19 protein-coding genes, 1 tRNA gene and 1 pseudogene are annotated in these 25,389 nt (G+C 62.0%); 11 read left to right on the forward strand and 10 right to left on the reverse strand.

The genetic code is table 11. From position 1 onward, the window contains the following. The 3 genes and pseudogenes from B7Y43_RS16885 to B7Y43_RS16895 form a co-directional block, all read right to left on the reverse strand. Positions 1–280: pseudogene (locus tag B7Y43_RS16885) on the reverse strand (alpha-amylase); the annotation flags it as partial. Then, on the reverse strand, positions 277–1,797 hold the full coding sequence (locus B7Y43_RS16890; RefSeq protein WP_374132850.1) for a tryptophan halogenase family protein: 1,521 nt from the start codon (positions 1,795–1,797) through the stop codon (positions 277–279). The gene B7Y43_RS16890 and the pseudogene B7Y43_RS16885, both read right to left, overlap by 4 nt. Before the next feature lie 65 nt (positions 1,798–1,862). Further along, complete coding sequence (locus B7Y43_RS16895; protein WP_374132851.1) at positions 1,863–4,697, reverse strand: TonB-dependent receptor; 2,835 nt, start codon at positions 4,695–4,697, stop codon at positions 1,863–1,865. Between the two features lie 236 nt (positions 4,698–4,933). Here B7Y43_RS16895 and B7Y43_RS16900 point away from each other — a divergent pair, with 236 nt between their 5' ends. Together B7Y43_RS16900 and B7Y43_RS16905 are read left to right on the forward strand one after the other, a co-directional pair. Further along, a complete protein-coding gene (locus tag B7Y43_RS16900; RefSeq protein ID WP_374132852.1) occupies positions 4,934–5,962 on the forward strand; it encodes a LacI family DNA-binding transcriptional regulator in 1,029 nt (342 codons plus the stop codon). Between the two features lie 95 nt (positions 5,963–6,057). Further along, positions 6,058–7,548: an MFS transporter gene (locus B7Y43_RS16905; protein WP_374132853.1), complete on the forward strand. Its 1,491-nt coding sequence runs from the start codon at positions 6,058–6,060 to the stop codon at positions 7,546–7,548. A 37-nt stretch (positions 7,549–7,585) separates the two neighbouring features. On the opposite strand, the gene B7Y43_RS16910 is transcribed toward B7Y43_RS16905, so the two are convergent. From B7Y43_RS16910 to B7Y43_RS16920, 3 genes are read right to left on the reverse strand one after another with little or no spacing between them, the layout of a single operon-like run. Continuing rightward, positions 7,586–8,404, reverse strand: a complete 819-nt coding sequence (locus tag B7Y43_RS16910; protein WP_374132854.1) for a LytTR family DNA-binding domain-containing protein — start codon at positions 8,402–8,404, stop codon at positions 7,586–7,588. 3 nt (positions 8,405–8,407) lie between these two features. Further along, a complete protein-coding gene (locus B7Y43_RS16915) occupies positions 8,408–9,484 on the reverse strand; it encodes a sensor histidine kinase (RefSeq protein WP_374132855.1) in 1,077 nt (358 codons plus the stop codon). 48 nt (positions 9,485–9,532) lie between these two features. Next, positions 9,533–10,636, reverse strand: coding sequence for a hypothetical protein (locus B7Y43_RS16920; protein ID WP_374132856.1), 1,104 nt, complete (start codon positions 10,634–10,636; stop codon positions 9,533–9,535). 557 nt (positions 10,637–11,193) lie between these two features. Here B7Y43_RS16920 and B7Y43_RS16925 point away from each other — a divergent pair. Further along, positions 11,194–14,259 carry a TonB-dependent receptor domain-containing protein gene (locus B7Y43_RS16925; RefSeq protein WP_374132857.1) on the forward strand — a complete coding sequence of 1,022 codons (3,066 nt, stop codon included), beginning with the start codon at positions 11,194–11,196 and terminating at the stop codon, positions 14,257–14,259. A gap of 89 nt (positions 14,260–14,348) precedes the next feature. On the opposite strand, the gene B7Y43_RS16930 is transcribed toward B7Y43_RS16925, so the two are convergent. Beyond that, positions 14,349–15,380: a hypothetical protein gene (locus B7Y43_RS16930; protein WP_374132858.1), complete on the reverse strand. Its 1,032-nt coding sequence runs from the start codon at positions 15,378–15,380 to the stop codon at positions 14,349–14,351. Positions 15,381–15,435: 55 nt separating this feature from the next. Here B7Y43_RS16930 and B7Y43_RS16935 point away from each other — a divergent pair, with 55 nt between their 5' ends. Continuing rightward, positions 15,436–16,737, forward strand: a complete 1,302-nt coding sequence (locus B7Y43_RS16935; protein WP_374132859.1) for an aspartyl/asparaginyl beta-hydroxylase domain-containing protein — start codon at positions 15,436–15,438, stop codon at positions 16,735–16,737. Positions 16,738–16,882: 145 nt separating this feature from the next. Here B7Y43_RS16935 and B7Y43_RS16940 read toward each other — a convergent pair whose 3' ends face one another. Beyond that, positions 16,883–17,839 (reverse strand): hypothetical protein, encoded by a 957-nt coding sequence (locus B7Y43_RS16940; RefSeq protein WP_374132860.1) that lies wholly within the window; start codon positions 17,837–17,839, stop codon positions 16,883–16,885. Between the two features lie 34 nt (positions 17,840–17,873). On the opposite strand from B7Y43_RS16940, the gene B7Y43_RS16945 reads away from it, so the two are divergent. From B7Y43_RS16945 to B7Y43_RS16975, 7 genes are all read left to right on the forward strand, one after another. After that, entirely contained in the window at positions 17,874–18,074 is a 201-nt protein-coding gene (locus tag B7Y43_RS16945; RefSeq protein ID WP_374132861.1) for a hypothetical protein, read from the forward strand. 156 nt (positions 18,075–18,230) lie between these two features. Further along, entirely contained in the window at positions 18,231–18,827 is a 597-nt protein-coding gene (locus tag B7Y43_RS16950; RefSeq protein WP_374132862.1) for a class I SAM-dependent methyltransferase, read from the forward strand. A 231-nt stretch (positions 18,828–19,058) separates the two neighbouring features. Then, the gene (locus B7Y43_RS16955; protein WP_374132863.1) at positions 19,059–19,937 is read left to right on the forward strand and encodes a glycosyltransferase family 2 protein; all 879 of its coding nucleotides are present in this window, start codon (positions 19,059–19,061) and stop codon (positions 19,935–19,937) included. Beyond that, on the forward strand, positions 19,912–20,715 hold the full coding sequence (locus B7Y43_RS16960; protein WP_374132864.1) for a ChbG/HpnK family deacetylase: 804 nt from the start codon (positions 19,912–19,914) through the stop codon (positions 20,713–20,715). Before B7Y43_RS16955 ends, B7Y43_RS16960 begins: the two co-directional genes overlap by 26 nt. A gap of 22 nt (positions 20,716–20,737) precedes the next feature. Continuing rightward, positions 20,738–21,295: an RNA polymerase sigma factor gene (locus tag B7Y43_RS16965; protein ID WP_374132865.1), complete on the forward strand. Its 558-nt coding sequence runs from the start codon at positions 20,738–20,740 to the stop codon at positions 21,293–21,295. Further along, positions 21,285–22,229, forward strand: a complete 945-nt coding sequence (locus tag B7Y43_RS16970) for a FecR domain-containing protein (RefSeq protein ID WP_374132866.1) — start codon at positions 21,285–21,287, stop codon at positions 22,227–22,229. Before B7Y43_RS16965 ends, B7Y43_RS16970 begins: the two co-directional genes overlap by 11 nt. Next, positions 22,180–24,573, forward strand: a complete 2,394-nt coding sequence (locus B7Y43_RS16975; RefSeq protein WP_374132867.1) for a TonB-dependent receptor plug domain-containing protein — start codon at positions 22,180–22,182, stop codon at positions 24,571–24,573. The genes B7Y43_RS16970 and B7Y43_RS16975 overlap by 50 nt, the downstream gene beginning before the upstream one ends. A 240-nt stretch (positions 24,574–24,813) precedes the next feature. Here the strand turns inward: B7Y43_RS16975 and B7Y43_RS16980 are convergent. Both B7Y43_RS16980 and B7Y43_RS16985 read right to left on the reverse strand, forming a co-directional pair. Continuing rightward, positions 24,814–24,889, reverse strand: a tRNA-Ala gene (locus B7Y43_RS16980). Positions 24,890–24,976: 87 nt separating this feature from the next. After that, positions 24,977–25,300 (reverse strand): FYDLN acid domain-containing protein, encoded by a 324-nt coding sequence (locus B7Y43_RS16985; RefSeq protein ID WP_374132929.1) that lies wholly within the window; start codon positions 25,298–25,300, stop codon positions 24,977–24,979. Positions 25,301–25,389: the final 89 nt, after the last annotated feature.

Consider the following 25,389-nt stretch of genomic DNA (forward strand, 5'->3'; position numbering starts at 1 on the left):
GCCGTTTGATGACACCCTTCAGATCGCCACCGTGATAAAAACCCTTGGCACTGGGGTCATAGCCGGTCTTGAGCCGATCACCGGTCAGCCCGCCACGATCATTTGCCGGATCGCCATTTTCGAACCGATCGGGCAGCAGAAAATAGATGACCTCGTCCTGGGGCAAGCGATCGCGATAGCTTGCCCCCGCCGGTGCGGTCTGCGCCGCCACCGGCAAGGCAGCAGCCACCGGCAAGGCAGCCGCCATCAGCGCCACGGCACCGAGCACACGGGCGATCATGCCGCCACCGTTTCGACAGCCGGCGCGGCGCAATGGCGCGCGATAAAGGCGGCATGATCGGGCAAAGCGACAACCACCCGATCGGTATGCTGACGGGCAAGCGTCATGAATTCGGCCAACTCCTGGCGGGAAAGCTGGTCGGCGAGCGGGTGGTAGCCAGCCGGATCGATCCCCTGCCCGATCAGCACCTGTACCCAGCCAAGCTCGGTAAACAGCTCTTCATGCTCCCGAAATATCCGGCCATTGGCCTTAAACAGAGCGAGCTTGTGGGCCAGGCTATCGGGAATCGTCATGTCGCGGCACGCCGCCCAAAAGGCGCCGTCACGCGCATTGGCGTGATAATGAAGAATCAGAAAGTCGCGGATCGATGCCCATTCGAAATCAGCCTGGCGATTGAATTCGGCAATATCGGCGGAATCGAACCCGGCGGCCGGGAAAAGCTGGAGCAGGCGGGCAATGCCCGATTGGATAAGATGAATGCTGGTCGATTCCAACGGCTCCATGAATCCGGCGGCCAGACCGAGCGCGACGCAGTTTTTTACCCACATCTGCCGGCGCTTGCCCGTGGCGAAGCGCAACGGACGAGGATCGGCGAGCGGCTTGCCGTCAAGCTTGGAGAGCAGCTGCTGGGCAGCCTCTTCATCCGCCATGAACGCGCTGCAATAGACATGGCCGTTGCCCGTGCGATGCTGCAGCGGAATCTGCCATTGCCAGCCAGCGTCGCGCGCGGTTGATCGAGTGAAAGGGGTTAGTGGTGCGGTGCGCGCACTCGGCACCGCGAGTGCACGGTCACACGGCAGCCAATGCGACCAGTCCTCATACCCGGATGCCAGCGCCTGCTCAATCACCAGGCCGCGAAACCCCGAACAATCGATAAACAGATCGCCGCTGATCCGTGCCCCGCCCGCCAGCGTGACGGCCTCGACAAAGCCGGTCTCGCCATTCAGGACGACATCGGCGATCCGCCCCTCGGTACGGCGAACGCCCAACCCCTCGGCAAAGCGACGCAGAAAAGCCGCATAGAGGCCAGCGTCGAAGTGAAAGGCATAATCCATGCCCGAAGGCGCTTGCCCGGGCTGATCCTGCAGGGGCGCGAAGCGGTGCTGCGCGGCGGCCTGCGCGCTGGCCGAAAACGCCCAGAGCGCCTCGCTGCCGCCCTCGGCGCGATGCCGGAGCCAATAATGGTGAAAGGGAATGAGCCCCAGTCCGCGGCCGATCCCGCCAAAGGCATGGATGTAGCGCGCGCCGGGCGTGCGCCAGCCGTCAAATTCAATACCGAGCTTGAAGGTGGCATTGGTCGCGCGGACAAATGCCGCTTCGTCGATGCCGAGCCCGGCATTGAACAGCTTAAGCTGCGGGATGGTCGCCTCGCCGACCCCGACCGTCCCGATCTCGTCGGATTCAATCACGCGAATCGATGCCTGAGCACCGACGAAACGCGCCAACGCCGCAGCAGCCATCCAGCCTGCCGTGCCACCACCAATGATGACGATCTCGCCGATACGCGCTGAAGCCATCAATTTGTCGCCTTGCCGAAATTCCGTCCGGCCGGGGCCGGACGGAATTTTACGGATCATAATCGTCAATAGCGGAAGGTGAAGCCCGCAAGCAGACGCCGACCATAAGTCTGATAATCAATCACGGCGCGCGGGTCAGCGGTTCCGCCGTCGCGGGTCCGCAGCGGCGTATCGGCCAGGTTCTGGCCCTGGATGAATACCGACAACCCGTTGAGTGGCCCAGACTTGAAGTCATAACCGATCTGCGCGTCATAGATGGTCTCGGCAAGTACGGTGCGCAGCGTGCGGTTGGCACCAAAGCCCGACAGTTCGCCGAGGAAGCTGGAGCGATAGCGAACACTGCCGCGGACGTTCCACCCCCATTTTTCGAAGAAGCCTGTGCCGTTGAGGACAACCTGCGAATAGCCGGGCAGCGCGAACGCGGCTTGGGTCGGATCGGGCTTGATCGTCGATTCAGTATAAGAACCGCTGCCCGTTACACCAAAGCCCGACAGCGCCGAGGTAAACACCTCGAACGGCAAGGTGGTGGCGACTTCGACACCGTATAGCGAACCGCCGCTGCCGTTGATCGGACTGGTCAGGATGCCATTGGTCGCAATTGGAATCTGCCGACCCGTCCCAGGATCGATCCCGGGACTGGAGAGAACCAGGGTGCCGGTGTTGACGAGGTTATCACGGGTGAAGATGTAGGTCTTTAGATCCTTGTAAAACCCCTGAATGGCGATGTAGCCGCGCGTGCCGAAATATTTCTCGACAGTCAGATCGAACGCATTGGCCCGCCATGGGCGCAGATTGGGGTTGCCCGAATTGCCCTGCACCACGGCAAATTGCGAGCCCGCTGCACCGAAGATATTGTAACTATAGCTGGTCGAAGCGCGCATGTCGTCCAGCCGGGGCCGGATAATTTCGCGGGCGCCCGAGGCACGGACCACCCAGTCGTTAGGCAGGCGCAGGGACAGGTTGAGGCTGGGCAGTACATCGATATAGTCGGTGCTATTGTTGCGGGTCGTAGCGCCGATATTGGGTGATCCATTGGCATTCGTGCCAAGATATATCGCCGTCGCCCCGCGCGAATTCTGATCGGTGGTGATCAGCTGGACGCCGAAATTGCCGGTCAGCTCGCTCGAGCCAATCTGCTGTTTGACATCGGCCTGGAGGTACCCCGTCAGCAGCTTCTCGCTGACCCGGAACGCCTTGAGGACAACGTCGCCATAGGCATTGGGGACGCGCTGATAGATCCCGGCATTGAGCAGCGCGATCGGATCATAGCTGATCACCGGGCCAAGCCCGTAGAGCAGGTTGGTCGTGCCGAGCCGGAATTGCGTTGGCACCGCCACGCTGGTCGTGCCGTTGGTATTGGCGACGAGCCCCAGAAACGCTTCGTCCGGGGTCAGCGACTTCGACCGATCGGTATAGTTCAGGCCAACGCGCACCTTGCTGATAAAGCTGTCATCGAGCGCCTTCGACACCTCGACCCGGTACTGATGGATCTCATCGCGCACGATGCGATTGTTATAATAGCCATCCTGGCCGCCGACGATCCGGGTGCCGTTGACTGCGGTCTGATTGCCGCCCCAGCCCTGCGGGCTGGTCAGCAGGATCGTGTTGTAATCGCCATAGTTGAGCGTCGGCCGGAAGGACGTGCCCGTGTTGGTGCTGGTAAAGCCGATCGTGTCGGTGGCGCCATTGCCGATGCCGCGACCGGTGCCGGCGTAGCTTTCCAGCACCAGTTCATTGCGGTCGGTGCGCGAATAACTCAGATCGAGATACGCGCTCCAGCCGTCGTCGCCGGCATATTTCAAATTATAGCCGAACGAATAAAGCTTGGCCTTGCGGTCGGCAACGTCGTTGCGGACAACGCCCTTAACTCCGGCAAAGGTGCCGCTGTCCACACCGCCGTTGGTGACGGACGGATTGCGCAGCGTTACGTCATTCGGCCCCGGGGTTGGGCCATAATTCGCCGCAAAACCGAGCGGCAGTTCAATGCCCCGCTTCTGCTGAATGTCATCGAAATCCGAATAAAACCCGTCAAGCGTCGCGGTCAGCTCCGGGATCGGCCGCCATTCAACCGTCCCCTGCAGGCCCAGCCGCTTCAGCGTGGTCGACGTATTATAGGATTTCGAGCCGCCGATGACGGCACCCGCTGGCGCGCCGGCATAGCCCCAGGCGTTGAATTCACGATTCTGATAAGGCTCATCAAGATAGCTAGCCGACAATGCGACACCCAGGGTATTGTCGAAGAACTGATCGACATAGGTGCCGTTGACGCGATAGCCATATTTCGTCGAGCCAGCGTTGAGGACGCCGTTATCGACATAGGTGCCGCGCCCGCCAATCGAAATGACGTGCTTCCCATATTCAAGCGGACGGATCGTCTGAAGATCGACCGTTCCCGAAAGCCCCTGCCCGACGATCGACGCGAGCGGCGTTTTGTAGACCAGCACCTGGTTGACGATTTCCGAGGGATATTGATCATATTCAACCGCGCGGTTGTCGCCGGTCGACGTCTGTTCACGTCCGTTGAGCAACGTCGTCGAGAAATCCGGGGCAAGACCGCGGATCGAGATCGACTGGGCACGCCCCGAAACACGCTGCGAGGTCAGGCCGGGCAGGCGCGCGATCGATTCAGCGATCGACGCGTCGGGCAACCGGCCGATATCTTCCGCCGATACCGATTCGACCACCTGATCGCGGCTCTTCTTGGCGTTGACGGCGCTGGTCAGCGAGGCGCGATACCCGACGACGACCATCGGATCATCGTTGACAACATCGATCTTTTCCTTGGCGGCGTCGCTGCTGCTGTCCTGCGCAATGGCAGCCGTGCCGCTCGTCGCCATGACGAGCGCCAGCGCGAGTGCCGCGGTGCTGACGCCGGAGCGCGTGCTGCTGTTGAAAGACATGATAATCCCCCCCTGTGCTGATCCGCCCCGTTTTCGGGTGGCCGGACGAATTGTTGCACCGACACCACATGCCGGCCGATTGAACAGCCCTGCATGTCGCGCCGCTGGCCAATAAAGCCAACAACAACACATACGTATTCACACCGATTCGCAGTCGCCCTTTCGCCGTGCCGCTGGCCGGTCTAGGTTGTCGCTTAACGAACCATTACAGTCAGGAGAGGCGCCGTCGCCCGCCGATGAAGGAAAGACCGACTTCTTTTGACATCGCGCAGCTGGCCGGGGTGTCGCAACCCACCGTCTCGCGGGCGCTGAGCGGCAGCCCGTCGGTCAGCGAGGCGACACGCAAGCGGATCGAGGCGATCGCGCGGCAGCTCAACTATACCGTCGACAAAAATGCCTCGGGGCTGCGGCGGCGGCACTCCAAGACGATCGCGCTGCTTTTCTTCGAAGACCCCACGCCCGATCAATCGCTGATCAACCCGTTTTTCCTGTCGATGCTGGGGTCGCTGACGCGGACCTGCGCGCTCAGGGGCTATGATCTGCTTACTTCGTTCCAGCAAATGTCGAACGACTGGCATGTCGACTATGAAGACAGCCACAAAGCCGACGGCATCATCCTGCTCGGCTATGGCGATTATGAGCTCTACCGCAGCCGGCTCGCCGCGCTGATCGAGCAGGGCACGCATTTCGTCCGCTGGGGATCGGTGCAGACGGGCGAGCCGGGCATTACCGTCGGCGGCGATAATTTCAGCGGGGGCCATGACGCGACCGCGCATCTCATCGAGGGCGGGCGGCGGCGGATCGCCTTTATCGGCCAGGCGTCGAGCCATTATCCCGAATTCCACGATCGCTATCGCGGGGCGTGCGCAGCGCAGGCCGCCGCCGGGATCGCACTTGATCCCGGGTTGCAGGTCGATGCACTCAACACGCAGCAGGCAGGGTACGACGCCGTCATGGCACTCAAGGCCCGCAGCACCGCCTTCGACGCGATTTTTGCTGCCAGCGACACGATCGCGATCGGTGCGCTCAGCGCGCTTGAAGAACTCGATCTGGCGGTCCCGCGCGATGTCGCGGTGATTGGTTTCGACGATATTCCCGCCGCCGGGCTCACCCACCCGCCGCTGACGACGGTAGCGCAGAATTATCTGCTGGCCGGTGAAGTGCTGGTCGATACCTTGTTGCGGCTGATCCGCGGCGAGCCGACCGAGAGCGCCACCCTTCCCGTCCGCCTGATCATGCGCCGATCGAGCCTGCCGGCAGGATAGCGCGCCATCACCCTGCAATCGGGCGAGAAAATCGTGATTGCCGCTGCCCGATCGCCCTGCCACCCTCGCGCGCGACAATAAGTTTGGGGAGAGCGATGAACATGCGGCCGCGCCAGTCGCCCATTGGGCTGTGGAATATCTCGTTCGGATTTTTCGGCATTCAGGTCGCGTTCGGGCTGCAAAATGCCAATGTCAGTCGCATCTTCCAGTCGCTTGGCAGCGATGTCGACAGCCTTGCTTTTTTGTGGATCGCAGGCCCGGTTACAGGCCTGCTGGTGCAGCCGCTGATCGGCCATTTCAGCGACCGGACATGGGGCAGGCTTGGTCGCCGACGGCCCTATTTTCTCGCGGGCGCCGTGCTGGCGGCAACGGCACTGGTGCTGATGCCCAATGCCGGGCTGCTGATCGCCGCCGCCGTGCTGCTCTGGATGCTCGATGCGTCGCTGAACGTGTCGATGGAGCCATTCCGCGCCTTTGTCGGCGACATGGTGGGGCCGGCGCAGCGTACCGCCGGCTATGCGTTCCAGACCGCGTTTATCGGCGCCGGCGCCGTGCTCGGCTCGCTCGCCCCCGCCCTATTGTCAGCAATGGGGGTGGCGAATACCGCCCCCGCCGGCACCATCCCACCCTCTGTCGTTTTTTCTTTCTATATCGGCGCGTTCGCGATCCTGGCGAGCGTGTTGTGGACGGTCGTCACCACCCGCGAATATCCGCCCGAGCAACTGCGCGCCTTCGAGGAAACCGGCGAGCATCGCGCCACCGATAGTCCGCCGACGGCGCCGCCCCACGGCTGGCGATGGGTGGCGGCAGGGGTTGCGACGCTGGCGCTGGTCCTGCTGCTACGGCTGGAGCGTGACCTCTATGTGTTGGGGGGGGCGCTGCTCGCCTTTGGCCTGGCGCAGCTGGTCGCGCGATCACAGCTGCTGGCCGGGCGGCACCACGGTGCCCTCGTCCAGATTATGAGTGACCTTGTACAAATGCCTGAACAGATGAAGAAACTTGCCGTCGCACAGTTTTTTTCCTGGCTCGCTCTGTTCATCATGTGGATCTACACCACCCCCGTCGTCACCCAATATGTGTTCGGATCAACAGACACGACGACCAGGGCCTATAACGCTGGCGCAGACTGGGTGGGCATCCTGTTTTCGGTCTATAACGGGGTCGCTGCCATTGCTGCCTTCTTGCTGCCGCCGCTCGCCAGGCGGCTCGGCCCGGCGCGCACACACATGGCCTGCCTGCTGGTTGGGGCAGCGAGCTACGCGGTGATCGTCTTCATGCGGGACGCCGACCTGCTGATCCTGCCAATGATCGGCATCGGCATCGTCTGGGCCTCAATCCTGACCATGCCCTATGTCATTCTGGCCGGCGCGCTTCCCCCTGGAAAGCTGGGCATCTATATGGGAATCTTCAATTTTTTCATTGTCCTGCCGCAGTTGATGGTGGCAACGATCATGGGCGGGGCGATGCGTGCCTTTTTCCCCGGACAGCCGATCTGGACAATGGTCGTGGCCGCCTGCGTCATGGCGATCGCCGCGCTCGCGATGTTGCGGATCGACGACGGTTCGACGCTGGCCCGGCAGCGATAGCACCGCATGATGCCGCCGCTGGCGCCATCACGCGGTGCTATTCCATGCGGGGATCAGCGTCTTCCCTATCGTCCCCCAAGCGGTGGTGGATGATGTTCTGGACTTGCGCACGAAAACTGCGGCCAACGGCGAGTTCCTGGCCATTGGTCAGCGTGATCCGATAGCCGCCGGTTGCCCGCCGTCGGATCGACACCGCGCAATCGCGGTTGATGATGTAGGATCGATGAATCCGCAGGAACCGCTCGCCGTCCAGCCGCCGGATGATCGAGCTGATCGGCTCCCGGTGCAAGTAGCTGGTCTCGCCGACATGGAGACGGACATATTCTCCTTCGGCGGCGACCCAATCGACCAGATCGAGATTGACCCGCACGGTTTCGCCGTGCCGCGGGACCCAAAGATAATTGCCGCTGCTCAAATTCCCGCGGCGCTCCTCGCGCAGCATCGACAATTGCGCGACGAGATCGTGCAGTCGACGCTGCGCATCGCGATCCTCGATGGCCGCGCGAACCCGTTGGACCATCGTTTGTAATCGGCCCAGTCGGACAGGCTTGGTCAGAAAATCGGTCGCGCCGGTATCAAAGGCATGGGCGGCAAATTGCGGGTAGGCGGTGACAAAAACGATCAGTGGCGCTGCCTGATTCCGCCGACCAAGTTCCTCGACCACGTCAAATCCATCGAGCGCCGGCATTTCGATATCGAGCAACACAACGTCGGGTGACGTAGCGGCAATAGCATCCAGCGCCGCCTGGCCATTGGTTGCCACGCCGACGACCTCGACCCCCTCAATCCTGCCGATCATGGCCGCAAGCCGGTCAACCGCCAGCGATTCGTCGTCGCAAAGGAGCGCCCGGATCATTGCTCAAGCCGTCGCATAAGGCAGGCTGAAGGCGACGGCGAACCCGCCATTGCTATGGGCGCCTGCCGTGAGTGAGGCGCGATCGCCGAACCGGGTCGCCAGCCGATGCGCAACGTTGCTCAAGCCTACCCCGGTACTCTGGCCAGCGCAGGGCGGTGAACAATTCCCCGGGCCGTTGGCGATCGTGACATGGGTGCAACCAGCAGCAACATGCGCCGAGATCGTCAGCGTGATCGGGCAGGTGCTGCGGGCAACGGCGTGCTTGATGACGTTTTCGATCAGGGGCTGGAGCACGAGGCTGGGCACGAGCGCCGCCTTCGCTGCTTCGCTCACCTCGGTCCGCACTTCGAAACGATCGGCAAAGCGCACCGCCTCGATCGCCAGGTACAGTGACTGCAATTCCAGCTCGCGGGCGAAGGAGATGTCCTCCTGCGTGTCCAGCGACAGGCTAGCGCGCAGAAAATCCGCAAGGTTTTCAACCATCATTTCGGCCGGCTTCGGATCGCCGCGCGCGATCAGCGCCGCGATCGAATTAAGGGTATTGAACATGAAATGCGGGTTAAGCTGATAACGCAGCGCCCGCATCTGCGCGGCATCCGCAATCGCGCGCAGTTCCGAAATCCGGCGCTCTCGATCGGACAGATCAACGCTATAGGCAATCGCGAGTAAAAGCCCTGACAGCGCCAGATATGCCCAGAACCAGGAAATCAGCGATACCATATAGCTGACAAATTCGAACGGCAGCCAATCGGCACGCGGCACGAACAATCGAAAAATCAGGAAATTGCCGGCCGCGTGGAGATTGCACCCGACAAGCGCGCAGGCCAGCGCAATCAGCAGCCGCGTTCTCAGCGCCTTATCGGGGAACCGCTCGCTGATCCACATGATGGCGAAGGACAACGCTACGCCCAAAGTTGTTACGCACAGCCGCGGCAGAATGAAGGACAGGCCTTCTTCGGGCATCATCATCAACCGGTTCGCTGTCAGCAGGCTGAACTGCGTGGCCCAGAACAGGATGATGAACAGCACGCGGCCAAGCCGAACGCTCCTGATCTGCGGATAGGGGAAGAGCGTCGGCATAATGCCTTGTAGAACGCCCCATTGGTGCCAGCAAACATCACCCCGGTGTCATTGATGGTATTGGCGGGGTCGTTCGTGCCTAAAGGAAGGTAAATCCAGCAGATCGGGCACTTGAAGGGCCAGCGAAGCCAGGCCGGATTCACACGCGCCGATCAGGATCGTTCGCGCACCGGCCAGATCCGGCTCGATCATGAAGCGGACCCCCCAACCCTTGACGGTCTCGATCGGATTGGCGGCACCGATCCGGTCGAATTTGCGCCGGATTCGGTGAAACATGACGTCGCGGCTGCGAACGCTGGCGCCGAGCCGGGCCATCAGCACATCAATTTCGGTCCAGCGAACCCTGCCCCGCTGCACCACCAGGGCAAAGATCTGCGCCTCAAGGGACGATAGCGGCGCCAGTCTGCCGTTCCAGCGAATCTCGATCGGATCAAAGGTCAGCGTGATCGCGCCGCGCTTGATCATCGGCCGCCGTTCACGATCACGCGGCACGAGACCAACGGCATGGTCGGCATCATGCCGCGCCATCGTCATGCGCGTCTCGATCAACTCGGCAAATTCGGCGATCGATAGCGCCGTGTCCTTGCTCGCCAGTGTGGATCGGAGCAACGCCACCGCGCGGTGCGCCTCGACCGCAATGGGATGACCGTCCGCCCGCTGTTGCCAGACGGACAGGATCTGCTCCAGCCGGCCGCCAAGCGGGGCATTGATCTGATCCTGATATGTCGAGGCGAGCCAGTGCAGATCGGCCGAATCGCGATCGACAATCACCTGCAGATCGCGGTGGTCCTGGCAGGTGAGCAGTTGAAGGGCCTCGCCAGCATAGGCGGCAATCGCCTCGCGTCGCGTCCCCCCGTTCGTTACGGAAGATGGCAGCAAAGCCGTGGTGCGATCCAGCAAATGGACGATGACCGCACGATATAGATCGTGATGATCATTGAAGTGCCGCAGGATCGTCGCCCGGGCGATCCCGAATTGCCCCGCCATGCGGTCCAGCGAAAAGCAGCGATGCCCGTCGGCGACGATCAAGGCGCGGGCCTGATCGATCAGATGCCGACGCTCGGCCTCGCTATTGCGGCAATCTACCCGACTCCGGGGGGCGGGCTGAGCATGACCGCTATCGGCGGCTAAACTATCAGAAATGGTTGCCATGATGTTGAAAAGGCTAGGCAGCCCGACCGGCAATGAGAATCACAATGCTGCAAACCGTCGCCCGAAACCCACCAACGACCATCCTCGATGGACAGCCATTTCCACGCCACAAACGTCGCCCGGTGCCGATCGCCAGAGTCCTTCAACCCATCAAATGCACGACCTGTAAGGATTAGGCGCAGAGATTGCTTTGCTGACAATATGGTTCAGTCATACCGGCGTAAACACTCATGCAATCTAATTGTAATTTTGGTCGTCCTCTGGCTATAAAAACGTACCATAATTGCAACACCTTATCATTTCTCTCTCAAAATTAGCATAATTTTTCTTATTAGTTTCCTATCAACATTACACTTAAATAACATTATCGTCAATTTACGACTGTTACCGCCAAGCCACAGGCATTATTTGAAGAACCTACTGACCACTCTTGGCATGTTTACTTGTCGTTTTATTGCGATCAACTTTCACCATTCGACGCTCTCAGTTGCTTGCTGTGAGACCGTCGCAACAGGGTCGCGGCCGCTGCCGCGCCCGGGGGAAAGAAGGAAAGCCACGTGAATATACCGAAACATCGCAGCCATCTTGCACGCCTTTGTGCAGGCATTTCGTCGGCGAGCTTCCTGCTCGCCCTGGCCAGCCCCGCGCTGGCGCAGGATGCACCGACAGCGCCGAGCCAGCCCGTCGAAGACAGCAGCACGGCCCCCGATATCGTCGTCACCGGTTCGCTGATCACCAACCCCAATCTGGTGCGCTCGACGCCCGTGCTGTTCGTCAGCCGCGACGAGATCGAACTTCGGCAATCGAATGTCGCCGAAGAGGTCATCCGCAATATCCCGGGCGTCGTCCCCAATGTCGGTTCGGCGGTGAATAACGGCAACAATGGCGCATCCTATGTCGACCTTCGCGGGCTCGGATCGAACCGGAATATCGTGCTGCTCGATGGCGTGCGGATCACCCCGACCGGCACCGCCGGCAGCATCACCGGCCTGGGCGGCCGCGTCGATCTCAACAATATTCCGCTGGCGCTGATCGATCGTGTCGATGCGCTAACCGGCGCCGCCAGCACCACCTATGGCGCCGATGCCATCACCGGCGTGGTGAACTTCGTGACGCGGCGCGATTTCTCCGGTGTCGAACTGGCAGGGTCGAGCCAGATAACCGAGCGCGGCGACGGCTTCACCTATCGGGCCGATGCGACTGTCGGCGGCAATTTTGCCGACGGCCGCGGCAATGCGGTGCTGAGCGTCGGCTATCAGCATGCCGACGCGGTATATCAGGGCGGCCCGCGTGCCTATTCTGAAAATGCGATCGAATCGCTGCAGGCCGAGGCGGGCGGCGGATCGCCGACGGCGACCCCGTCTTCGTTCAGCGTACCGGGCCGGGGCCAGCCCCAGATCGACGCTTCAGGCAATCTGGTACCAGCGTTTTCGACCTTCAACTTCAATCCATTCAATATCTTTCAGACACCGTTCAATCGCTACAACATCTATGCAGCGGGACATTATGAAGTGAGCGACGGCATCGAAGCCTATGCTCGCGGCCTATTTTCCAAGAACACGGTGTCGACGATTGCCGCCGCATCGGGTGTGTTCAACCAATCGGTCACAATTCCGGTGAGCAATCCCTTCCTCCCGGCCGGCGCGCGCGCGACATTCTGCGCCAATAACGACTTTGATGCCAACACGCCCGGCGTCCAGACGCTGAGCGTGGCGCAGTGCAATGCGGCTGCCGTGGCGACGAGCCCGAGCGACCCCAATTATCGCACCTTCACCACCAATTTGCGCCGCCGCACGCTCGAAGTCGGCAATCGCACCAGCGATTATCAGACAACCTATTTCGATTATCGGCTCGGCTTCCGCGGCGATTTGACCCCGACGCTCAAATGGGACGTCTGGGGCTCCTATGGCGAGAGCGAATTGCTGCAGACGCTGACGGGCTACACATCGGTGCAGCGTGCGCGGCAATCGTTGCTGGCCACCAACCCAACCTCCTGCCTGCCCGGCACATTATCGACCTGCGTGCCGGTCAACTTCTTTGGCCCCCCGGGCAGCATCACGCCGGCGCAAGCGGCCTTCCTGAACGTCCAAAGCACGACCAATGTGCGGACCTCACAAGCCCAGGTTCACGGCCAGCTGAGCGGCGATGTGGGCTTTGCCAGCCCGGCTGCATCGGATCCGATCAGCTTTGCGGTCGGTGGCGAATATCGCAAATATACCGGCAAGCAGAATGCCGATCTGGTCGCGCAGGATCCCGGTGATCTGGGCGGCAGCGGCGCGGCGATCCTGCCGTTTCAGGGCGGATTCAACGTGTATGAAGGCTTTGGCGAGCTTGTCGCGCCATTGGTTCAGGACAAGCCGTTCTTCCGCAGCCTGACGCTGGAGGCCGGCGTTCGCCAGTCGCATTATACGGTCGATGCGCCGAGCAGCCCGAACTTCAGCACGACGACCTACAAGGCGGGCGGCAGTTGGGAGCCTGTCGAGGATCTCAAAATCCGCGGCAATTATTCGCATGCTGTGCGCGCACCCAATATCGGTGAGCTGTTCGCCCCGCAAAACACGTCACTGACCAATTTGGGCAATGACCCTTGCGCGGGCGTGGCACCACTCAACAACGCCAATCTGCGGGCCATCTGTTTGGCGCAGGGCGCACCGGCGTTCACCATCGGCAACATCGCCAACCCGGCCGCCGGCCAGCCCAATTCGACGTCTGGCGGCAACTTGAACGTCAAACCCGAATCGGCAGACACCTATACGCTGGGGGCGGTGTTCCAGCCGCGCTTTGTTCGCGGACTGTCGCTGTCGCTTGATTATTATACGATCAGGGTGTCGGGCGCGATCACCGCGCCAACGCCGGGCGACGCGATTTCGGCCTGTTTCGGGTCGAACCCCTCGTCCCCGCCGGCAGGGGCTGCATCCAGTGCGGCCTGTACGTCGATCCGGCGCGATCCAGGAACCGGCGGCCTTGATGGTGACGTCGCCACCACCCCCGGTCTCTCGTTGCTGCTTTCCAACCTCGGCACCCTGAAAACCAGTGGGCTCGATCTGGCGATCGACTACAAGACCGATCTGGGCTTTGCAAAGCTCGCGCTGAATTTCCTCGGCAACTACACTCTCGAGTCCAAATTCAGGGCCACGCCGTCGTCGATCAATCGCGAATGCGTTGGCTTTTACAGCGTAAATTGCAGCTTCACCGGCTCCATCCAGCCGAAATTCCAGTGGAGCCAGCGGACGACCTTGGACTTTGGCGGGGTGGATCTGTCGCTGCTGTGGCGGCATATCGACGCCGTCAACCTCGAGCCGCTGGCGCTCGCCGATCAGTTGGCAGCCGCGGCGGGTGATCCGGCCAATTGCCCCGATCCCAATGGTGCCGACCCCGGCGCCTGCGTGTTCGACCCGCAGTTCCGCCATATCAACGCCGCCGATTATTTCGATCTGTCGACGCGCTTCAAGGTGGGTGAGCATTACACGCTGACCTTCACGGTGCAGAATCTGCTGAACCGCCAACCCCCCGTGGTCGGCAATGACATCGGCGCCACCGCGTTCAACAGCGGCAATACCTATCCGTCGACCTATGACGCGCTGGGCCGCCGGTTCAACGTGGCGTTGAAGCTGAAATTCTGATCTCGGTGCACCAATCGATGGGGGGACGACGAGCCATCGCCGTCCCCCTTTCGATTCCCTTGAGGGATCAGCGCATTACCGGCATCAGCTCAGGCGAGCGCAGCGCCCAGATCAAGCGCGATGCCACGCTGCGCCGCCAGCGTCTCCGCCCACAGAGCGACCTTTTCGATTTCGTCGGCATGGCCGGCTTCGGCGGCACGCTGTTCGCGGCGGCGCTCGGCAGCGTCGAACGGCTTGTCGAATTTGGAATGCCGAGAAAAGGCCGGGCCGGCGACGATATCGGCAACATCGGCCTCGCCGACGCCAAGGCCGAACAGGTCTGCAACCCCCGTCATCGCCGCGGCCGGGCGCTCCAGCAGCTTTTCACTGTTCAGCGTGCGGACGCGTTCGGGACCGAAGGTCGTGACCAGCTTGCCGAACTGGACGTGCTGGGCAAGCCAGCCAATGGCGGCGATCTGCAGATCGGTCTGCCCGAGATAGGCGATCTCGTCGAAGCCCATATCGACCATCCCGTCCTGCAGCATGGCAACGAAAAACTCGCGCACCCACAATCGCCCCCACATCCCCTTCTTGGCGATCGATGCCAGATAGACGCGCAGCGGCGCGTAAAGCAGGACTGCGTGGCTGCTTGGCCGCATGGCGAGCGCCGCTCGCGCCAGCCCGTTGACGATGTTGGAGGGCTTCACGACCACCACTTCACCAGGTGCAAACGGCTGAGCGAGGAGGGTCATCGCGCCATCGAGCATTTCGGCGACAGCCGCCGGAGGCCCGCCGCGCCGCCGCCAACCGACAATATCGTTGAGGATGACGGGCTCCTTAAGGCCCATTGCCATGCCCGGCCGGTCCATCGCCCGGGCAAGCAACGTGGAGCAGCAATAGGCCGAATGAAAGATGAAGTGGAGCGGCGCGGCCCCGCCGCGCCCGGCAGCGACCGACGGGCCGCGTTCCAGCACCAGCTTGTCGGCATCGGCTGGCAATTCGGCGTCGATCAGGAAGGTCGCGGCGCGATGGTCGTCACGCGCCAGGCGCAGGAAGTGAACGGCATCATGGCCGGGGTCATATCGATGCGGAAACCACAAGGGATCTCGGGCGATACTGGCCAGTTCGGCGGTAACGATCATGACCCATCCCCCAATGATGCCGGCCCGGCCATAAACGGCCTCTAGGAGCAGACGAATGGATCAATCCTCATGGCTTTTGCACGATGCAATCAACGCCCAGGCTGCAGGCCGCACGCTGGAAGCCATGAACGGCTTCCAAGCGGTCATTCTGGCCAAGCCGGATCACGCGATGGCATTGAACGCATTGGGAATCATGGCGATCGATCGCCGCGACTATACGGTTGCGGTCGGCCTGCTTGCCCGCGCTGCAGCCGCCGACCCAGAGGCGATCCCGCTATGGATGAACCTTGCCAAGGCGCAGCGGGGCCTGGGCGACGACGAAGGCGAGCGGGCCAGCTTGAGCCGGGCGCTCGCCATCGACCAAACCGATTTCATGGCGCTCGTTCGGCTTGCCGAACTTCACCAGCGGCTTGGCGAAGCGGCGCAGGCCGCAGCCCGCTGGACAGGCGTGCTCGCGCTGGCGACGCAGATGCCCGATCGGAGCACGGCACTCGACGCGATGCTGGCGGCGGCACGGGCCTATGTTGACCGCCATCACCGCGCCTTTGCCGAGATCATCGATAGCCAGCTGGGCGCAGCACAGGCGGCGGCGAGCGGACGCGCCAAGCGGCGTTTTACGGCCTGCCTCGATCATGCGCTGGGGCGGCGGCCACTCTACACCAATCAATGCGCCGGCCTGCACTACCCGTTTCTGCCGGCCGACGAATTTTTTGACCGTGAGCTGTTCCCCTGGCTGGCCCAGGTCGAGGCGGAGACCGATGCGATCAGGGGCGAGGCGCTGCGTCTGCTGGCGGCGGGCGGGGCGGGATTCGTCCCCTATGTCGATCAGGCACCCGGAACGCCCGCCAATAAATGGACGCCGCTCGATCGCTCGACGGATTGGGGCGCGCGCTATCTCTGGCAATATGGGCAGCGGATCGATGACGGTTTTGAGGCCTGCCCGGCGACCGCGGCGGCATTGGACGCCGTACCGATGGCAACGATGCCGGCCCGCGCGCCGACGGCCTTTTTCTCATTGCTTCGGCCCCGCACCCGAATTCCCCCACATAGTGGCGTCAGCAATACCCGGGCGATCGTGCATCTGCCGCTGGTCATCCCGCCGGGCTGCGGCTTTCGCGTCGGCGGTGAAACCCGCCAATGGCAGGAAGGTGTCGCTTTTGTGTTTGACGACACGATCGAGCACGAAGCCTGGAATGACAGCGATGCGCCGCGCATCGTGCTGATCTTCGATGTCTGGAATCCGCATCTCGATGCGGACGAACGGGCGCTGATCTGTGATTTCTACGCCGCCGCCGACACCAGCGGGTTTCGGCCAGAGGCCATCGATGCGGCAGCAGCAGGCGACCCACGGCTGTAAATCGCCCGACCTTTCGGCACGATGATCCGGGTTTGATCGAGTGGGCACAATCCGCCCTCTGGCGTTCTTCGTCGAAAAAGGGCGGCCCCGTGGCCGATCGACGCCAATTTCATCATTGCCGAACGTCCCTCTCGGCATTGCAAAGCTAGATCATCGCCGGCAGTTCGTGCCGTTGGATGACGAGGGTGCGTGTTGGCTGGGCAGCGCCTGTCGGGATCAGCAGCATCAATGCATCCGCCGCCAGCGTCAGCAGCGCAACGCCGGCAACGACCGAGCCGATCTGTTCATTCGGCCCGAGAAGGATCGCAACCGCAGCGGCAAAGGCCAGATCCTTGTTGGGGACAAGCGGCAAACGCGAAAAGATCATCCGCGCCGCGATCAGCATGAGCCATGACTGCAGCGGGACTTGCGGCAGGGCAAAATGCCATGTCGCGACTGAAAACAGGCTGTGAACGACGGTACGGGCACTCAACGCAACAACCATGTCCGGCAGGCCGACGCTGCGCACCATCTTTTGCCGCAGCGTTATCAGCGCCAGCGGGATGGCGGCCAGAGCGACTGCAATGACGACGACCCGATCATCGAATTGCGCGCCGGCAAGGACCTGCAGCGGCCCGCGCATCTGAAACAGAAGAGCAAGCGTTGCGACATTGTTCACGAGCGCAGAGACGATCGCCATGTCGCACACCAGACCAAGGGCCGTTTTCGCATTGCCGATATGCCGTTGCAGCCAGGCAAGAAAGAGGGTGTCGCCCGCACAGCTGAAGAGCAGCATGTTGAGCGATTGCTTGCGCAGCAGCGGGGCGATCGTCTCCAGGCCGGTACCGAGCTGGCGACGCAAGATCCAATAGCCGGCAGCGGGCTCAACCAGCATCATGGCGATGAAGGCAGCCCAGAAAGCAAAGCCGCTGGTGACCAAGGCGACCAACGGTTGGCTGCCCTGCTGGCTGAACTGGTGAAGCGCTACCCCGAGCCCTCCCAACGTCGCAGCGCCGCCGATCACTGAAATCACCATTGGCTGAAAGCGCCTCACGACGGCAAGCGCGCGCTTGATCGACCGGCCGGCGATATCGTTCAACGTTCCAGTGTCGATGACAGGCATAAGGCGGGTTCCGGTTGTTCCTAACCCAAAGACCATGCCGATCGCCGAAATCCTCACCGATATGCCGGCAGGCGAGAAATTATTGCGCGCGCGCGATCCAATCATGGTGCGCTTTCCGGCCAATTCTGTCCGAAAAATGCGCCAATCGCGCCAGCGATGTGGGGAATACGGCGCCTGGCGTCGTCAACAGTGTGCAGAAGCGCAGTGCAGTGCAGATGCGCAGTGCAACGGATGACAACTCGATGACGATGCTTCGATTGATGTGGCCAAGGATTCCGGCGCAGACCCAGCCAATCGTTTCGCGCTGGTTGAGGCAGAATCCGGTCGCTGGGCCCCGGCATGGACGGATAGCCGGCGCCTTACCCGTTACTCAACAAGGGCATCGCTGATCGTGACCATCCCAATCTTCAAGTCGATCTGGCGCTGGTCCATCCGGCGGAAACAATTCACCGGTGATCCAGCCGTTCTCGACGCCATGTATCAAAAGCCAGATCCATGGAATCTTGTTGTTCGCGAACAGCCGCGCTTCGTCGCGACCAATGCCCTCATCGCGCAATATTGCCCGCGGGTGGAATCCCTGCTGGAAATTGGCTGTGGCGAAGGCGCGCAAACCCGCCATTTCAGCGGACTTGCCAAGCATGTCACCGGGGTTGACCTTTCGCCCACCGCGCTCGCACGGGCGCGGGCAGCGCTGCCGGCCCCTGTTTTTCTGGAAGGGCGGCTTGGCGACCTTCTGCCGTCATTGCCCCGTCAACGCTACGACATCGCCACGCTGTGCGAAGTGCTGATCTATGGCAATGATCCGGCCGGCCTAATTGCTGACGCGCAGCGCTGCGCCGACCATCTTCTGGTGACCAATTTTGAGCCGCAATCGCTGGTCCTCGCGCACCTGTTCCAGGGCGAGGGATGGCAGGAACTGCCAGCCATCGAAGTCGGTCAGAAACGCTGGAGAGCCTATTTCTGGACCGGGCCCGTCGAGACAACATAACCAGGCGGGAAATGCCGATCGCTGCCCCGACGCCAGCCTCAACCGGGGGCAGGACACTGGTAAATAATCAGTAAATATTCTTGTGCCCGCTACTGCGGAAACGCGAGCGCTGCATCGTCTTATCACCGGAGAGCAGGTTTGGTGCCGGCGCTCAAACTGCCGGGCGTTCACAGGAGGACCACCCCATCAGTTTGGCGACGGCACCGGCTTCTCGCTCGGACAGGAGAGGTGATGCGCATGTTTCTTGATCTCGATCGGCGTCGGCCTTCAGCCGCCCCCTGGGGAAATCGCGAGATCCGCAGCGACTGGACGGTCTTGATTCCGTTTTTCAACGAGCGCGACTATCTCGCTGCGACCATCGCCAGCATCGCCGCTCAAAGCCTGACTCCCTGGCTGATCCTGATCGATAATGGATCGACCGACGGCAGCGCCGATCTGGCGCGGGCGGCGTGTGAAGCCCATCGTTTGAACTTCATGCTGATCACGGAGACTTCGCCAGGCAAAACCGCAGCGCTCTGTGCCGCCATGCCGATGGTTTGCACGCCCTATGTCGCGACCTGCGATGCCGACACCCTTTATCCGCCGCATTATCTGGCAGCCGCCCAGAAAATCCTCGATCGTCCGGGTTGCGCTGTCGCGGGTGCCTATTTTGTTGCCCCTGGGACAAGCGAAGCAGACCGCGTTGCACGCGCGCGTACAGTTGCAGCCGCCGCGACATTGCTGCCCAAACAGTGCCATACCGGTGGAGCGGGTCAGGCCTTTCGGAGCGCCGCCCTGCGTGCGGCCGGTGGCTTCGATCCGACGCGCTGGAACTTTGTGCTGGAGGATCATGAGATCATCCACCGCGTCACGGCATTTGGCGCGATGCGCTATGCCGCAGACCTGTGGTGCATCCCTTCATCGCGCGACCGTGATCGTGACTCGATCCGATGGACGCTGCTTGAGCGCCTTGTCTATTCCATGGCCGCCCCCTTTGCAGGTGATTGGTTCTTCTATTCATTTCTCGCACGGCGGCTGCGACAGCGCCGGCTGAGCAGCAATCGGATGCGCGAGCGTCAGTTTCATCATTTGGAAGGGCCGCCCTTTGCCACGTCTCATCCTATGTGCTGACGATTTCGCATTTTCCCGCGCCGTGAGCGAGACGATTGTGGCGCTGGCCCAGGATGGCAAACTCAACGCGATCAGTTGCATGGCCGTGATGCCCGGCTGGCACGCCGACAGCCAGTTGCTGTCCGGTCTGCCGAAGCATGTGGACATCGGCCTGCATCTGACGCTGACCGGTGAACCTCCGTTAACGCCAATGCCCGCCCTTGCGCCGGCAGGTCTGTTGCCGGGCATCAATGCGCTTGGGCGTCGCGCGCGCGGGTCGCGAATCCCGCTGGATGAAATCACCGCCGAGGTCAGTGCGCAATTCGATGCGTTCTTCGCAGCGACGGGGCGTCCACCGGCCTTTGTCGATGGCCATCAACACGCCCATGCGCTGCCGGGCATCCGCGACATCGTCCTGAAGGAAACCGCGCGCCGCGCGCCGCGCGCGTGGCTGCGCAATTGCGTGGATCGGCCTCGGGCGATGATTGCCCGGCCTTTCCTTGGCAAAGCGATTGGCAGCGCCTTTCATTCGCGCGGCTTGCGCGCCGCTGCCGCCGCCCATGGCCTGCGCTGCAATGACGGTTTCGCCGGCCACTATGACTTTACCAGCGATTATGCCGGACTGTTCGCCGGTTTCTTGCGCCAACCGGGCGCGATGCATCTGGTGATGTGTCACCCCGGTGCCGGCAATCGGGCCGGAGATGATATCGCCGACGCCCGGCCTCGCGAAGCTGCCGCCTTGCGCCGCCTGCCAATTGCCGACATGGCCATGGCAGCGGGATTGGCGTTCCCCAGATGACATTCAAAGGGGCAGAGAAGGCGTGGCAGCAGACGGACTGACGGCCGTTTTCCTGGCGCGGCGGGTGATGCTCCTCCGGCTCTTCACCGCGCGGCTCGGCAGTCGCGACGAGGCCGAAGACCTGTTGCAGGAAATGTGGCTGAAGATCGACGGACTAAGTGACTATCCCGTCGCAGAGCCGGCTGCATTTCTCTTCCGCGTCGCTGCAAATCTGGCGACCGATCGGCGCATCGCTTCCAGCAAACGCGCCGCGCGCGATACGGCCTGGATCGAGCATCGCCCCGCCGCCGATGACGTCCCCGATGCTGAACGCGTGCTGATTGCCAAGGATGAATGGCGTATCGTCGAGGCTGCGCTGAACGATATGCCCGAGCGGATGGCCACCGCACTGCGGTTGTCGCGGATCGAGGGCAAGCCACAACGCGCGATCGCCGAAGCGCTGGGGATTAGCGTGAGCGGGGTCGAAAAGCTGTTACAGCGTGGCTATCGCAAAATTTATGACCAATTCGGTCAATCCGATGCGGATATGGGCGGTCGACATCGTCTTGATCAGGAAGGGAGCCCAGATCGTGCGCGCTGACCAGGACGTGATTGTCGAGCAAGCGATTGGGTGGCACGTGCGGCTCGCCGAAGCGGGTGAGGACGACTGGGCCGATTTTATCGACTGGATGGAGGCAAGCCCGGAAAATGCGGCGGCCTATGACGAGATCGCCAAGCAGGACCGCGTGATCGCCGGTGCCCGCTTTCCTGAACCGGTGGCGGCGGCGGCCAACGACAATGGTCGCAACCATTGGCTGCGGGGGGCAGGTGCTATCGCGGCTGCGGCTGCGATAGTTGCCCTCGCCCTGCCCAGCCTGCTGGCGCGGCATGCTTCGCCCTACGAGGTCGCCACGGCACAAGGAGAGCGCCGCGCCATAACGCTAGCCGATGGCACCAGTATCGAGATTAGCGGAGGAACGCGGCTTCGGCTCGATCACGATGACATGCGGATCGCCGTACTCGAACAGGGTGAAGCGACTTTCCATGTTCGCCATGATGCGGCCCGGCCGTTTGTGGTGATGGCCGGCACCACCAAAATCAGAGATCTCGGCACGGTCTTCAACGTCGCGCGCCAGGATAAAAACCTGTCCGTTGAAGTGGCGGAAGGGTCGGTACTGTATCAGCCCGACAGCGAAGCGGTGAAGCTGCTACCCGGGGATGCCCTGAGTGCCGACGAGACGCGTGGACGGGTAACATTGTCAAAGATCGCCCCTGCCCTGGTGGGCGGCTGGCGGTCTGGCCGACTGAGCTTCAGCGGCCAATCGCTCGATCATGTCGCGGCTACACTCAGCCGGTTGTATGGCACAAATCTGATATTGGCGGCCGACTTGTCGGCGCGGCCCTTTACAGGCATGGTTCACTTTACCGGGGACGCCGAACGGGATGTACCGCATCTGGCATCTCTGATCGGGGCAAATTGGCGGCGTGACGGCAAGCGGTGGATATTATCTGACGGCGCGCCGCTTTCGCGCTAGTCTTGCGCCGATACTCCTTGGGGTGTCGGCGGCAATATCGGCACCTGCCAACGCGCGCGAGACGGCGATGTCGATCCCGGCAACAACGCTCGACACGGCACTGACAGCCTTGGCGCGGGCGGCGAATGCGGAAATCGTCAGCACCGAACCCGGGCTTAATCTCATCCGTACCTCGCGGATCGACGGACAGATGTCAGTGCGTCAGGCATTGGCAAGGCTGCTCAAGGGTACCGGCCTTCGCGCCATTGCTGTTGGGCGTGGCGGTTATCGCATCGTTCGCGCAACGCTGCCGAAATCGATGCGCGCACCAGCACGCGCTGCGCCGTCCAGCGAGCCCAAGCCCGCAGACGACATTCTGGTGACCGGCAGCAAGCAGCGGGTGCCATTGCTGCGCTATCCCGGCAGCATGATCTTGATCGAAGGCGGGACGGCCCTGCCCCCGCAGGGCGCGGGCAATCTGACCGATGCCGCGCAGGGGCACCCGATTCTCCAAAGCACCCACCTTGGTGCCGGGCGCGACAAGATATTCATCCGTGGCGTCGCCGACAGCAGCTTCAACGGCAGCACGCAGGCGACCGTCAGCCTGTATCTTGACGACGTGCAGCTCAACTATACGGGGCCAGATCCGGGGCTTCGCTTGTATGACTTTAAGAGCGTCGAGATTCTGGAGGGGCCGCAGGGGACGCTTTACGGTTCCGGCGCGATCGGCGGGGTGGTCCGGCACACATCAAATCCAATCGATCTCCATCGGGCGGCCGGGTCGATTGGTGGCGGCGCAACAGCGACGTATAGCGGCGCGCCGGGGTTTGATCTTGCCGGCATGATCAATCTGCCCATCCTCACCAATACACTCGGGCTACGGGCGGTTGCCTATCGGGTGCGGGACGGCGGGTATATCGACGATACCCGGCGTGGCCTTGCCGATATCAACCAAGGCGATACCGTGGGCGCCCGTCTCGGCCTTCGGCTCGATCCCGGCGATGCGTGGCGCGTCGAGATGAGCGGCGCCTATCAACGCATCGACACCCGCGATGGCCAATATGCCGAGCCCGTATCGGGCACGCTGGCACGGCGGTCCCGGATTGCGCAACCTTTTGACAATCAATTGTTGTTCGGTCGTTTCGCGCTGTCGAAGGATTGGGACAGCGGCCTGCGCTTCTTTTCCTCCACCGGCATTGTCGGCTATCGCTCGACCGACCGGTTCGACGCGACCCCAATGCTGCCCGTCGGGAGCAGGCTGGTTCCGGTGACCTACACAGCGGCCCGCAACAAGCTTTTGTTGAGCCAGGAAAGTCGGCTGTCGCGCTCACTCGACAATGGCAGTTCCTGGGTCGCCGGCTTTTCCTATATCAGCGATCGCGACATTCTCTCGCGCGCCATCGGCTCGCCAGACAGCGATCCGAACATCATCGGCGTCACCAACGTTACCCAAGCGGTGTCAGGATTTGCCGAGGGGACCGTAAAAATCCTGCCGACAGTTTATGCCACCGTCGGTGGTCGGGTGACGTTTGCACGGGTCGACGGCGAACCATCCAGCACGCCGCGTTCGAGCAATTTCGTGCGCGGCCGGTCAACGCGCCGAATCGATCCGACGGTTGCCCTATCGTGGACCATCGCGCGTCATCTGTCGCTTTTTGCCCGCTTCCAGTCGGGTTATCGAACCGGTGGTCTGGCGGTGGATCGCGGGATCGGGCGTGTGGCGGATTATAAATCCGATTCGATCATCGTGGGCGAGATCGGAATCCGCAAATTGCGCAGCGGCGAGACTGGCCTTGCCTTCTCGAGCAGTTTGTCGCTGGCCCGCTGGCGCGGCATCCAGGCCGATCTCATCAATCGGCTGGGGCAGCCTTTTACCGCCAATATCGGCGACGCGCAGATCGAAACGATTGAGGGCAGCGCGGACTGGATCCCGGTCAGGGGCCTCAGGGCCGACGGTTCCTTTCTATACGCCAACAATTCGGTGACAGGGCCGATGGCTGATCAATCCAAGCGCAACAACCGACGCCTGCCGGAGACGCCACCATTTGCCGCGCACCTTGGCATTTCCTATGAATGGCAGGCCGCCGCCATGGCGCCGCGCATCGGCATTACCGCAGATTATGTCGGCCGATCGGTGCTTGGCACCGGCGATCTGTTCGACATCAGCCAGGGCAATTATTATGCCGTCGGCCTGATGTCGGGACTGCGCTGGAAAGCGATCGATGTTGCCCTGACGGTCGATAATGTGACCAACCAGACTGCCAGCCGCTTTGCCTTCGGCAACCCGTTCAAATTGGCTGCACGCGATCAGACGACACCGTTGCGGCCGCTCAACGCTCGTCTCGGGATTTCTGTTGCCTGGTAGCGATGTCAGCCAAGGTAGAGCCGACCTTACGCTGTCCAGCTCGCCCGCGCCGACCGGCGGAGATCGAACCACACGACGATGCCGCCGATAACCGAGATGTCGCCGATAACCGGTTGATCAGATGGGGGGGCTGGGATCCACCGATACATTGCGGCAGCTACCGCGCACCCGGCATTGAAACCACCGTGCGCGGCCCCGCGCTGGGATTATATTTCCAGCTTATCGTCTCAGCGAACAAAATGGTGGAGCCGTGGGGGATCGAACCCCAGACCTCTGCAATGCCATCGCAGCGCTCTCCCAGCTGAGCTACGGCCCCATCCTGTTCGCTAAGAAGCGTCGCCATTATCGAGGCGACGCTTCCTTGGCAAGTAGCGCGATGTGCGCTTTTTCATTCGAGGGCCTTTTAGCGCTCTTCCTCGTCGTTGGACGTTTCCACGCCCAGATCATCATCCCCGCCGAGATCGACTTCGTCATCGGGCGAAGGCTCCTCGTCGTCGGCAGCGATGTCCAGATCCTCATCGTCGCCAGCGAGATCGTCATCGGTCTTTTTGGCCACGACTGCCTTGGGCGCGTCGAATGGCAGGGGCTGCTTCGATTTCAGAATCGGCTCCGGCTCCCAGGCCTGGCCGCATTCGATGCAAGTCACCGGGTCATCCTTGCCCAGATCGTAAAAACGCGTTGCGCATTTCGGACACGTTCGCTTCGTGCCCCATTCCGGCTTCACCATGAGGTGCGTGACCTTTTCACCATGAGGTGCGTGACCTTTCAAAGAGATGGGATTTTGTGGCTGTTGAGCCGCAAAGTGGGGCGCGCCTT

The sequence above is a fragment of the Sphingomonas sp. 28-62-20 genome (assembly GCF_002281505.1).